Source organism: Pontibacter korlensis, assembly GCF_000973725.1.
Lineage (GTDB): Bacteria > Bacteroidota > Bacteroidia > Cytophagales > Hymenobacteraceae > Pontibacter > Pontibacter korlensis.
Genome location: NZ_CP009621.1, coordinates 2,979,834 through 2,992,558 on the forward strand (window position 1 = coordinate 2,979,834; position 12,725 = coordinate 2,992,558).

Sequence of the window (12,725 nt, forward strand, 5' to 3'; positions counted from 1 at the left end):
CCTAGGCTAAAAACCTTAGGGCTCCTGTTGTCTGTCTTGTTAGCATTTTCCGGTTGCGACAAGAGAAATACTTCAGATTCCGAGAAAGAAAGCTTTAGAAGAGAGGTAGTGGACAAAGACCCACCTGCCACGCCACTTTCACCGGAGGAGAGTATCACTAAAATGCAGCTTCCGCCAGGATACCGGGTAGAGCTGGTGGCCAGTGAGCCAATGGTACAGGAGCCAGTGGCCCTTGCCTGGGACGGAAACGGCAGAATGTATGTAGCAGAGATGAATACTTACATGAAGGATGCCCAAGGCTCCGGCCAATTTGAGCGGACCAGCAGAATTAAGTTACTGGAGGATACGGATTGGGATGGAAAGATGGACAAAGCCACTGTCTTTGTGGATAGTCTGCTGCTTCCCCGTGCCATATTACCTGTAGGTGACCAGGTGCTGGTGCAGGAAACGAACCTGAAGCATATCTGGAGCTATCGCGACACGGACGGAGATGGCGTGGCCGACAAGAAAGAGATGGTTTTCCGTAACGATGGCATCGACCTGCGTAACCTGGAACACCAGAATGGTGGCCTGCTCTGGAACATGGATAACTGGATTTACCCGACCCGTGACAACCTGCGCTACAAGTATAAAGATGGCGAATTGGTGGCCGACACGCTGATAGACAACATGACTGGCCAATGGGGTATTACCGCCAATGACTACGGTCGCCTTTTTTTCTCAGAGGCCGGACCAGGGTTACCCGCCGTGCAGATAGAGCAGATGCCAGCTTACGGCGCTCTGAATTTCAAGGACCAGTTTACGCCTGATTTCGCAGTGCCGTGGCCTGTTATCGGAACCATCGATGCACAAGGTGGAAAAGGCGCTTTACGGCCCGAGGACAACACCCTGAACCATTTTACATCTGGAGCCGGACAGTCCATCTACCGGGGCGACCGAATGCCTGCCGACATGAAGGGCGACTACTTTATACCGGAGCCGGTTGGCCGTATAATCAAGCGGGGAGAAATCGTGAACAACAACGGCAAAATCCAGATCCAGAATGTGTACCAAGGCAAAGACTGGCTAGCCTCTGCCGACATGAACTTCCGGCCTATCAACACCTATACTGGGCCGGACGGTGCATTTTACATTGTGGATATGTATCACGGCATTATTCAGGAGAGTGAGTGGTCGGGTCCTGGCACCTACCTATACGGTATTATTCAGGATAAGGAACTGTACAAGAACAGGGGCATGGGGCGCATCTACCGTGTGGTGCACGAGGATTTTGAGCTGAACCAGAAGCGCCCGAACCTGCTGAACGAGCCAGCCAGCAAGCTTATAACCTACTTGGAACACCCGAATGGCTGGTGGCGCGACAATGCACAGCAGTTGCTCGTACTGCGCAATGATAAATCCTTGGTGCCAACCTTAGAGAAAATTGCTTTAGGCGAGAAAGCTACCTTAAGTGAAAAATCGGGGCCTGTCACCCGCATCCATGCGCTTTGGACGCTGGATGGTATGGGAGCGATGAACAAAAATATCTTGTTCCAAGCACTAGCGGATGCCGACCCTGAAGTTCGGAAGGCTGCCGTCTGGATAAGTGAAATCTACATTCGCCAGAATGACCAGGAGGTGATACAGAAGTTACGGTCAATAAAGAACGACCCTAGCCCGGATGTGCGGATACAATTGATGCTCTCGCTCCGGGAAAACAAAACAGAAGAAGCACAGGCCACTGTAAAATACTTGCTGGCCGCTAACCCTAACAATGAGGTGATGCAGGCCTCCTACAATTCTTTTGTCGAAACACACCGTAAGATAGCTGAGGAAAAAGAACGTATCAAAAACATCAGTCCTGAGGATAGGGAGCTGATCGCCAAGGGCGCTGTAATTTACAAGCAGCTATGCACGAACTGCCATGGTCCTGAAGGCAAAGGTATACAGGTCGGCGAGCGTATGCCGGCACCGCCGCTTGCAGGCTCCCCGCGCATGCAAGGCTCTGACAGAATATTGCCCATAGAAATACTGCTGCATGGACTGAAAGGCCCGATTGATGGGGTGGAGTACACGGACATGATGCCTTCGATGGCGGGGCAGAGCGATGAATGGATTGCGGCGGTGCTCAGCTATGTGCGCAACAGCAGCGAAGTGGGTAACAATGCATCTGTTATCAAACCTGAAGAAGTGAAGCAGGTGCGGGAGCGTATAAAACTTATACCTGGTGGTGCAACGCTGCAGTACCTGGAGGTGCACAAGGGCTACCGTACCACCGAACGAAACTGGGCTAAGGAACAAGAGTAGGAGAACCAAATATGTTTATTAGACTTAGATTTTTTTTGGTGTTGCCTGTCTTACTCCTGTGTGGTTGCGCACGCTATGTACAGGAATCAGCTTATACTAATTCCGTGGGGATGGAATTTGTGCGCGTGGAGCCCGGCAGTATGATTGTAGGCCGCTACCAGCCCACAGTAGGCAAACCTAACCGAAGCAACTCCGAGAGGAAATGGCTGCCGGACTCTGTCTATCAGGTAGCAGAAAAAATGGCACAGCAGGCGGCCATGCCAGGGTTTGAGGTTATGCTAGACAAGCCATACTACATCGGAAAGTATGAGGTGACGCAGGAGCAGTGGGAGAAGGTGATGGGCAGCAATCCATCCTTTTTCCAAGGCGACAAAGTGCCAGGCGACGCAAGTCTGCATCCGGTGGAAAACATTACCTGGGAGGATGCCCAAGTCTTTGTTCAGAAGCTCAATGCACTGGATAAAAAACACACGTACCGTCTGCCAACCGAATTTGAGTGGGAGTACGCCGCCAGAGCCGGAGCCGAAGACGATATTCACTGGTCTGTAATGAACAAAATGGCTGTGAAGGGCGGAAGCACCACCAGTGCCGTAGGTCAGAAGCAGCCCAATGCCTGGGGAATGTATGATATGCTGGGTAATGTGTGGGAGTGGGTGCAGGATTACTATAACGAGAAGATCTTCGCAGACCCCGTGCCTCCCCAAACAGGCAAAAAGCATGTGCTGAAAGGCGCTTCGTTCACTGGCGATGCGAAGAACGCCACTTACAAAACCCACGCGGCCGGGCCAGGAAACGGTTTTGATGTAGGGCTGCGGGTGTTGATGGAGGCTAAAAAGAAATGATTATGCTCCAAAAGATCACTTATACTTATCTAGTGTGCTGTTTAAGCCTCATCGTGTGTGTGGTGGCAGGGCAGGCGGCAAATGCACAAATACCGACAGGCCACGAGCGCATCTTTAATGGAAAAGACCTGGAGGGGTGGCATATCAGCCGTACCACCCATCAGGGCACAACCCCCGACGTGCGGGTAGAAGACAGCGCTATTGTGCTGCGGCAACAGCCGTACGGGCAGGGCGGAGTACTTTTATCAGACAAGAAGTATAAAAACTTTGACCTGTACCTGGAGGCGAAAATCGACTCCTTCACCAACGGCGGTATTTTCCTTCGCTCTTCTGAGAGCGGCATTGCTTACCAGATTGAGCTGGATGAGACAGCAGGTAGCACCGGAAGCCTATTGGGAGAGCGCATGCCTGTCAGCACAAGCATGAAGGCAACAAATCGGGCAAAAGTCTGGAAGCCGAATGACTGGAACTCTTTCCGGATCAGGATGGTGGGGGATGTACCGCATATCACCCTCTGGATAAATGGCGTGAAAATGTGGGAAGTGAAGCAGCCTAAGAACGATTTTATAGCAGGCGCTACCGAGGGCATGATTGGTTTTCAGTCGCACTGGACGGCGCTGTTTTCCCCTGCGGCTTTCGATTGGAACGGACTCGAATCGTGGGCACCCGGCGCTACACACCGCTTTCGCAACATTGCTATCAAAGAACTGGATATAGACCAGGTGGAATAACCTGCGGGTAACCTTACGTTGCACACCTTTGTGCCGTTAAGTATAGGTGCCGTCGTGCATATGTTGTATTTTCAGGAAAGCGTTACTAGAGCTGATTGAGGAGACGATTCGCTGCAGATCCAGCTCAAGAATGAACTTGCAAACGCTTTCAGTCTGCCGTACAAGGGAAACTGATTAGGAGGCAGAGCTCCATCTTCAAAATGTAAATTCACCCAATGCAATGATAAAATATAAGAACCCACTTCTCGCGCTGTTGCTGTTACTTGTGGCTGCAGTACCTGTACTTGCACAAGGCAAGCTAGATGCATACGAGCGTAAAATGTATGTGCAAGGCAATGACTCTTTGCCTTACCGAATCCTGTACCCAAGAGGCTTTTCTCCGACTAAAAAGTACCCGCTGGTATTAGTGTTGCATGGTGCCGGTGAACGAGGCAATAATAATGAGGCGCAGCTGGCATATGGAGCGGATAGGTTCTTGAATGAGCAGGATAAATATCCGGCAATCGTTGTTTTTCCGCAGTGCCCTAAAAACTCTTACTGGTCTAACGTGAACATTGTAACGGATAAGAGCGGCAAGAGAACCTTCAATTTTCAGAAGGGAGGTAAACCTACAGCGGCTATGCAGTCTTTGCTGGGCTTACTGAAACAACTGCGCGGCAGCGGCTATGTAGATAAAGATCGCGTGTACATCGGTGGGCTTTCGATGGGTGGTATGGGCACTTTTGAACTGCTGCGCCGCAAGCCTACTATTTTTGCCGCCGCCTTCCCTATATGTGGTGGAGGCGCTCCTGAAACTGCCGGTAAGTTTGCCAAAAAAGTTGAGGAAATGTGGGTATTTCATGGGGAGGTGGACAGCGTAGTACCAGTGCAGCATTCAAAGGTAATGGCAGAGGCTATAGAGGCAAAGGGCGGTGATGTGAAGCTGACCATTTACCCTGGCGTAGACCACAACAGCTGGGACTATGCTTTTAAAGAACCAGAGCTATTGCAGTGGCTGTTTTCCCACGAAAAATAAGTTTTCGAAATCAGTTGAATGCTTTTAGTAAAATTTTATCTCCAGAGAAAGGGGTAGGAGTTTCTTCTACCTTTTTTTGTGCCTGTTCCTAAGAAGGCGAAAGCATAACCGGCCACTGCTTAGACAGTGGCCGGTTATTTATGTTGATGTTTACTTAAGCTCCTGCAATGAAGACAGGTTCTGGTTTAGGTATTTGCAGATGCTGAAGTATAACGTCAAAGACATCTATGGCTTGTATCTCCTGCGGTAGCCCTGCCTTGTTTTTTGTCAGCAGCAGTGGCCATTCGTTTTTATCTTCCTGTATACGCCCGTGAGACCCTTTTATCAGGGAGGCATCTAATGGGATAATATCCATCACCGTGCGGAAGCCCAGCTTCTTTTTCAGCAGTTTACCTGCTACCAGCGGCAGCGGGAACTTGATTTTCGGGTCGATAAACATTTCAACCGGGTCAAAACCTGGCTTCTTATGTATATCTACCATACGGGCATAGTCAGGGGCTTTTTTATCATCGAGCCAGAAGTAGTAAGTAAACCAAGCATTGGCTTTAGCCACAACGACGAGCTCGCCACAGCGCTCATGGGCTATTCTATATTTGTACCGCTCTTTACCCTCCAATACTTCTTCAATGCCATCTACCTGCTGCAGTAGCTGTTTTACTTCCTGGATTCTGGCTTTATCCTTTATATAGACATGTGCCACCTGGTGGTCGGCTACGGCAAAGGCATCGCTCATGGCCATGTCCAGCAATTCAGTGCCTCGCTCAACGCGTACGTTCAGAAGGCCCTGCTGGCGTAGTACACGGTTAATATGCACTGGCTGGTTTACGTCTGAAATGCCATACTCCGACAATACTATTACCTGTGCTCCCTTAGCCTCATAAAAACGAATCAGGTCCCCGGCTACGGCATCTATTTCCTGCAGGTCCTTGGCTATGCGCGGGTCTGATGGGCCCAGGCGCTGCAGGTTATAGTCCAGGTGCGGGAGGTAAATGAGCGTGAGCGTCGGGTTGTAGAGGTCGTCTGTGATCTTACTCGCATCCGCAATCCACTTGCTCGACTTAATAGAAGTTTTCGGCCCCCAATAGTTGAATAGCGGGAACGTGCCTAGTTGCGCCTGTAGCTTGTCGCGCAGGTCTGCTGGTTGGGTGTAGCAGTCAGGCAGCTTACGGCCATCAGCCAGGTACTGTGGGCGCGGTGTTAACGTATAGTCTGCGGTGGTGTTCATGTTGTACCACCAGCCCATGTTGGCTACAGTAAAGTTCGGATCGGCGGCTTTTGCCACCTCCCATACTTTAGGTGCCTGTACCAGCTTGTTCGACTGCCGCCATAGTTTTACCTCGTCCTCATCCCTAAAGTACCAGCCATTGGCTACAATACCATGTTCTTCTGGCCATTTGCCGGTAAGGTAGGTAGACTGTGCGGTGCAGGTTACTGCAGGTAACACTGGTTTTATACTTGTCTGCTGTGCTGCTTCCGCCCACTTCAACAAGTTGGGTGTGTTATTACCTATTAGTGACTTCGTGAGCCCGACGATGTTCAGGACTACCGTTTTCTGCATGTTTGTATTTGTTGATATGCTCTATTACCCACTCCAACTCCCGTTGGATAGAAAGGGAAAGGTCTTTTTTAAGGTCTTGAGGCAGTACGTCCCAGGTATAGGTTTCCACCTCAAGGTGCTGTGTCATATGGTGTTGCTGTAGTAATCTTAGCACTTCTGCCACATCCTCTTGTGTGGACTGAAGCCCATTGTATTCTTGCGTAAACAGGGGAACATGGAAATGCGTGCGCCATTCAACAGCGTTCGGTTTACGGATGTGCTGTAGGGCAAAGGTCAGATCTGGGTATTGCGTCAGCTCTCCATCTATGTTTTTTTCCACTACCTGGTGCAGATAAGTGTCTTCGGCAAAGGTGGCCATTGTTTCAGCAATGTCAGCACGCGTTTCTATATCCTCAGGTAAGAGTGTTTTAAGTGCAGCGCTAAGTTGGATCTTGCCAATTCTGATACCGGCATGCTTCAACTTAGCAAAGGCTTCGGCAGGCTTTTCGTATGCCAGCGCAAAGTGGCATACATCATAGCATAGCTGCAGGTGTTCGTAAATTGCCTCGCGTGCCTCCTCCTTTGTTAAAGAGAGTTTCTCCTGCAAGTGTGGTACGCCTATCGGTACAAGCCACTCCTGGTAATAATTAATTACTTCTTTCGAGTTTTCAAGTAGCCCGTCTGGCTCTGGCTCAATATCAATATGGATGCTTTTGCCTGTTGCTTGTTTTAGCCTTGCCAGTTCCTCTGTGAGCTCTACCAGGTGGTTTGTGCACTGGTTGTAGATAGACTTCACCTTCTGATCATCGGCCTCCAGTAGCCAGGGCTTATAGGAGAGAGGAGAGGTAGAGATACCGCCTTCCATTCCTTCCGGGAGCAGCTCAGCCAATATTCTGGCTAGACGTACAGTATAATCCAAACGCTCTGTGGTGGTCCAGTCGGGGCTGTGCACCTGGTCTTTAACTGACTGATTATGAAAGCTGCCGTAAGGAAAACCATTCATGGTAAACACATACAGCTCCTGCTCCTGTAGCCAAATCTTAAACTCCTGCAAACGGTCTGGCTGCACCATTAGCTCTTCGCTGGCTCTGTTGGAGAGGCGCAACCCAATGCCAAAGGGCTTCTGAGAAGAGAGCTTCGCTTTTAAAGGAGGAAAGTATGTCTTCAGGTTTTGAAAAGCCTCATCCCAGCTTTCGCCGGGATGTATGTTGGTGCAGTATGTTAGATGATAACCATCGTCCAGAAACATGATGAGGTGCGTTTTGTGAGACATTAGGCCCATCAAATGAAGGCCATCCTATCTTTGATTATACTTGTGTGAGCGGTTGAGGTTGGTATTTTTTCTGTAGATAGAATACCGCCTGCTGTACCAGGTTCTCGTCCATTTCATGTACTTCCTGGCCTACACCTAGCTTCGTTAACAGCATAATCGTAAGTTGCCCGCCCAGGTGCTCACGGAACTCACGCAGCCCGTTAACCACCGCCAAACGGCCGTCTGATTCCTGTAAGGCTAGCTCAGGCACAAACAGGCTAAAGCCAAGTTCTTGCAACAAGTTCAATACATCATCGCGCTCAGGTGCCGTTAACATTCCTTTCAGATGGGAATATACCACATCCAAGGCAATGCCAATGGCTACAGCTTCTCCGTGACGTACGTTATACTTAGAAAGCTGCTCCAGCTTATGTGCTGCCCAGTGTCCGAAATCCAGCGGACGAGAAGAGCCCATCTCAAAGGGATCAAGGCCGCCAATATGCTCCACGTGCAGTTCGGCACAACGGTGAATGAGTTGCTGCATGGCTGCCATATCACGGTTTGCCAGCTTCTGAGCGTCCTGCTTTATACTTTGGTAAAAGCTAATGTCTTTAATCAGGGCCACCTTTACTGCTTCTGAAATGCCAGATCGCCAGTCGCGGTCTTCGAGGGACAGAAGAAAATCGCTGTCATTGATAACGGCAAAAGGCGGAGCAAATGTGCCCAGGAAGTTCTTCTTTCCGAATGAATTGATACTGTTCTTAACACCTACACCGGAATCGTTTTGTGAGAGTACAGTAGTAGGAATGCGTATAAGGCGAACACCTCTGTGGGCAATGGCAGCAGCAAAGCCAGCCAGGTCAAGTATGGCTCCACCACCAACAGCTATCAGGTAGGAGTGGCGGCAAACACCAAACTCGTTGATGGCAGTAAGTATAGTTTGCAGGTGTTCTGAATCGTTTTTGGATTCTTCTCCACCTGTAATCACTAGGGGCTCCGCCACCAATTGCAGGGTATCTGCATGTGTTTGCGTATAAGCGTGGATCTGCTCCTGTAGCTGAGGGTGTGCCTCTGCTACTCCGCTATCTATCACAAAAAGTGCCTTACGTGGAGTGGTAGCCTTATCCTGAGCCAGCACATCCTGTAGCAATGTGTTTTCGGGCTTAAAAAGACCTTCTGTAAAGTATACCCCATACCTAAATGGTACTGCAAAATTCTGTTCTATCGTCTTCATATCCGAGGGATACTTCTTAAGTTAATGTAATCTTGTTCGGTAATGTATAGCCTCCTGTTCTTTGCTAACGTATCAGGTAACTGCAAAACTCTTGGCAATATAAATGGAAACAGGTAATAAGAGCAAAACGATCAATCCGTACTGCCAACCTGCAAAACCAGCGGCTATACTAGCATTCATCACAATTAATGCCAGGATTCCGGCCTTCACCGCTTTTATGATCAGCTTAGGTTCTTTGGCTGGCATAGCTTTGATAAGCGGCGGGAAGATCAGGTAAGCGAACAGTAGCAGGAAAGGCAGGCTATAAAGCAGGTTGAACTGTGGTAGCAACGCAAGGCTCATAATACCTGCAAATACCAGCGCGTACATAAAAGCAGCACCTTTAAGTGCGGCTGTGTTACCGCCGTGTACCTCGCCACGGCTTACCATGGTAATGGCAGCGATGTATACTATCGGGATAAGGGCCATAAACCAGAGCTCCTGCACGGCAGCAGGTATGGCGCTAACGCCCAGCAGCAAGTTACCTCCACGGCAGGCTCCCATATTGATAGGACCGAGAAAGTTCTGATGCTTGCCTTTCCAGTCGTAGAGGAGGGCGAGCAAGGCAACTAGAAGGGCGATAACGGCACTAGTAGCAGAAACCTGCCATGCAGCCAGTATACCACCTATCAATAGAGCTGCTCCCAAGGTGGCAGCTCCTGTAACACTTGCTTTTCCACTAGGTATAGGCCTTTCCGGACGCTCCACGCGATCCAGGTCGGCATCAAACACATCGTTAAAAACAACGCCGCCGCCATAAAGGCCAATAGTTGCCAACGCCAGCCAGCCCAGTAGGTGTAGATTGCCCCATTCAAAGCCGTTCTCCCACAAATGCAACGACAGCAAGGCACCTGAGGCAGCGTAACCTAACATGATGTCTGCGATGGCAGTTATGATGTTAGCTGGACGCATCAGGCGCAAGTATGCTCCAAGTGTAGTCATGGGTTTAGCGTACTATATTTGAGCCCGGCTCACCTGTTGTGTTGATTTCGCCTACTACAGGTGTTTGACCTCCTCTTAAAACAGAGTTGTCTGAAAACTTCTCGCGCTGGTCTACAGAGGTGCTTTGTAGCCAGTCTGACTCATGCATCTGTCCGCTCTTACCGAAAGAGTCCAAGGCATTCTGGTAGCAGGTCTTACGCACATCCTCTATGCTTATGCCACGCTCCAGCATCAGGGAAGCAGTTTTAGGAACTGAAAGCGGATCGCTCACGCCCCAGTCGGCGGAGCTGTTCACGATAATACGCTCCGAACCATACTTCTTCACGATTTCTACCATGCGCTCATTGCCCATTTTAGAGTTCGGGTATATAGTGAAGGCTGCCCAGAAGCCTCTGTCCAACACATCCTTTACCGTTTCCTCGTTATTGTGATCTATAACCACCATATCCGGTGCAATGCCGTGCTCCAGGCATACTTCCATACTCTTGATGGTACCTGCCTTTTTATCACGGTGAGGGGTGTGCACCTGTACTGGCATGTTTACTTCTTTCGCCAGTTCTAGCTGTGCTCTAAAGTATTTGTCTTCTGTAGGGGTTTGGTCGTCGTAACCTATTTCGCCTACACCAACCACGCCCTCTTTGCATACAAACAGAGGCAGTAGCTCCATTACCTGCTCTGCTAGCGGCTCGTTGTTAGCCTCTTTTGAGTTAAGGCCAATAGTGCAGTAGTGCTTAATGCCAAACTGGCTTGCCCTGAAACGCTCCCAACCAACCAAGCTGCTGAAGTAGTCTTTGAATGATCCGGCCTCGGTGCGGGGCTGGCCCAACCAGAAAGCTGGTTCAATAATGGCCACAATGCCTGCCTGGCGCATACGCTCATAATCGTCGGTAGTGCGGGAGGTCATGTGGATGTGTGGATCTATCAGCATGAGGTTGTGCGTATTCATATAGTATGTATTAGCGTTGGGTAAAATTATTATGGTGGTACTAAAATTGGTTTACCGAAGGTACACCTCTTGCAGCGAAGATCAAAAGTTCAACGCTATCTATGCATACTCGACCAGTTGTTATTGTAGTTCCAGGTTCTTTTCGCCTATCTTGTTCCAGGCTATTTCGCCTTCCTCAACAAGCTCCTTAAGCTGCGGGTGCGAGTTCAGAAGTTCTTTGGCTGACGGATTATTGCTTTCTGCACAGGCAAGGGCAGCCGCTTGCTGTTCCAGTTCGTTAGGCTGGGTAAACAACTTCTTTATGTCGTTTAGTATCGCTTCATCTATAAACGGAGCTACCGGCCGCCATAGTTCCGGAGATACAGTTCTTCCGGCAGCCCAGCGCTCGTGGGCGTAATCAGACAGTATACGGGCTAGTTTTGCGTTTCTGCGTTTCTCAATCCCATAGATGCGGAAAAGAGGCTTCCCTACAAAAAGGGTTTTAAGCACCATGTTGTTCCAGGCATCCATCTCCATATAATCAGCTGGGTATGGATTATCTAGGGCTACAGCCTCGAACACATCGCCCATGTTTGTTCTAAAGCCTTCAGCGGCACGTTTACGGAAAAGCTCCGGGTGTGGCAGCAGCGGCAGGGCAGCATAAAGTGCCACTAGCTCTCTCATGTCAGCTGTGTTAAATAGTGTCTCAATCTGAGAGAAGAAAGATTCCCCATCCTGGTGAGGTAGAGAGAGAAGGAGCAAGGTGCGGGCAGCCTGGGCTGCACTCCAGTGGCTCGGGTTAAAGCCAGACCGGATCATGTCTGCCATCTGCAGCTCCTGCTGTGTCAGGTGGAGGTTTTCTTTGCCAATAAAGCGTGGGGCTGCACTAAAGGAGAGGTAAAAGTCTTTGGGCTTTGCTTTCTCAGAGCTTACCAGCTCCATTTTCTGTGTGAGCCACTCCAGCCCCTGAGAGGTGGTGCTGCGCTCCAATAGCTCTTTTAGGTAAGTAGTAGTAGCTTGGATGTCTGCCTGGTACACGTGTGTATAAGGGTTAAAAGTTGCGATGTAATAGTGCTCCCCAGTGCTTACTCCGGAGAAGTATTGCTATGTAAGAATAGCAGAGTTACCGGAGAAAAACAAACATGCAGGAGAAACCACTATATAGTTATGCTGCTATTTACATTAAAATTTACGGATTGCGAAAAAGAAGGTTCATGTTGCAACAGGGGTTCTGGAAATTGTGCAAGATAGTTTGCATTGTCAAATGACTGGATTTCTCTTGAAAATCTGTTAGATAATGCTGTAGTGGATATTTCTTGCTTTTGTAAATTCTTGTAATACCGATGTTTAGTTAAAAGAGGTGATGAAACCTGCTTATAATAGTGCAACATTTTTAGAGCAGCTGCCGTACTAGTCCTGTTGGTTTTGATGCCAACATGCTGAGTATCCACAACTCTGGAATTTCTATATCTTTTATATAAGTATGTAGCGTAGAAATTAATTGCATCTATTAATGCTGTGTTCGTACTATTTCTAGAGCCGTTTACCCAATACTAGTTTATTATTGTGTTATTCGTTATTACTTTTGAACTATTAAAGGTGCTTGGAATGTCTATACCAGTAGAAGCTTGATATAATTATGAAGGAACTTGAAAGAATAGAAAACGGACTAAAGAAAAGTAACACTTTGCTGTACAAGAATGAAGACAAAGGATTAGCCTGCTCTTTTGTTAATGGTGGCTTAGTGGTAGATTCATTTGTAATTGAGGATGACATAATTGCCGATGCACTCTCTCAAAAAGGTTTAAATGGTGTGGTAGAAGGAAGTAACTTTAGTATGCTTCGTAACAACTACGACTGGTTCTCTTTACATGTGAAAACGAAAAAGCTTTACGAAACCCTGAAGTAACAAAAAAGGCAGC

At 48.8% G+C, this 12,725-nt stretch carries 11 protein-coding genes; 5 read left to right on the forward strand and 6 right to left on the reverse strand.

Annotated features, from left to right (window positions below):
* The first annotated feature begins 27 nt into the window (after positions 1-27).
* From PKOR_RS12840 to PKOR_RS12855, 4 genes are all read left to right on the forward strand, one after another.
* Entirely contained in the window at positions 28-2,286 is a 2,259-nt protein-coding gene (locus tag PKOR_RS12840) for a DUF7133 domain-containing protein (RefSeq protein ID WP_235336302.1), read from the forward strand.
* A gap of 110 nt (positions 2,287-2,396) precedes the next feature.
* Positions 2,397-3,128, forward strand: coding sequence for a formylglycine-generating enzyme family protein (locus tag PKOR_RS12845; protein ID WP_046311247.1), 732 nt, complete (start codon positions 2,397-2,399; stop codon positions 3,126-3,128).
* A 2-nt stretch (positions 3,129-3,130) separates the two neighbouring features.
* Positions 3,131-3,859, forward strand: a complete 729-nt coding sequence (locus PKOR_RS12850) for a 3-keto-disaccharide hydrolase (RefSeq protein ID WP_235336316.1) — start codon at positions 3,131-3,133, stop codon at positions 3,857-3,859.
* A 220-nt stretch (positions 3,860-4,079) separates the two neighbouring features.
* Positions 4,080-4,874 (forward strand): carboxylesterase family protein, encoded by a 795-nt coding sequence (locus PKOR_RS12855; RefSeq protein ID WP_046311249.1) that lies wholly within the window; start codon positions 4,080-4,082, stop codon positions 4,872-4,874.
* Between the two features lie 154 nt (positions 4,875-5,028).
* Here PKOR_RS12855 and PKOR_RS12860 read toward each other — a convergent pair whose 3' ends face one another.
* From PKOR_RS12860 to PKOR_RS12885, 6 genes are all read right to left on the reverse strand, one after another.
* Entirely contained in the window at positions 5,029-6,432 is a 1,404-nt protein-coding gene (locus PKOR_RS12860) for an alkaline phosphatase family protein (RefSeq protein WP_046311251.1), read from the reverse strand.
* Positions 6,377-7,684 (reverse strand): metabolite traffic protein EboE, encoded by a 1,308-nt coding sequence (gene eboE, locus PKOR_RS12865; RefSeq protein WP_071843149.1) that lies wholly within the window; start codon positions 7,682-7,684, stop codon positions 6,377-6,379. The genes PKOR_RS12860 and eboE overlap by 56 nt, the downstream gene beginning before the upstream one ends.
* A gap of 34 nt (positions 7,685-7,718) precedes the next feature.
* A complete protein-coding gene (locus PKOR_RS12870) occupies positions 7,719-8,897 on the reverse strand; it encodes a 3-dehydroquinate synthase (protein WP_046311253.1) in 1,179 nt (392 codons plus the stop codon).
* A 72-nt stretch (positions 8,898-8,969) separates the two neighbouring features.
* Positions 8,970-9,878, reverse strand: coding sequence for a UbiA-like protein EboC (gene eboC, locus PKOR_RS12875; RefSeq protein ID WP_046311254.1), 909 nt, complete (start codon positions 9,876-9,878; stop codon positions 8,970-8,972).
* A 4-nt stretch (positions 9,879-9,882) separates the two neighbouring features.
* A complete protein-coding gene (locus PKOR_RS12880; protein WP_046311256.1) occupies positions 9,883-10,824 on the reverse strand; it encodes a TatD family hydrolase in 942 nt (313 codons plus the stop codon).
* 120 nt (positions 10,825-10,944) lie between these two features.
* Positions 10,945-11,841 (reverse strand): EboA domain-containing protein, encoded by an 897-nt coding sequence (locus PKOR_RS12885; protein ID WP_046311258.1) that lies wholly within the window; start codon positions 11,839-11,841, stop codon positions 10,945-10,947.
* A 601-nt stretch (positions 11,842-12,442) separates the two neighbouring features.
* Between PKOR_RS12885 and PKOR_RS12890 the strand changes: the two genes are divergently transcribed.
* On the forward strand, positions 12,443-12,712 hold the full coding sequence (locus tag PKOR_RS12890) for a hypothetical protein (RefSeq protein WP_046311260.1): 270 nt from the start codon (positions 12,443-12,445) through the stop codon (positions 12,710-12,712).
* Positions 12,713-12,725: the final 13 nt, after the last annotated feature.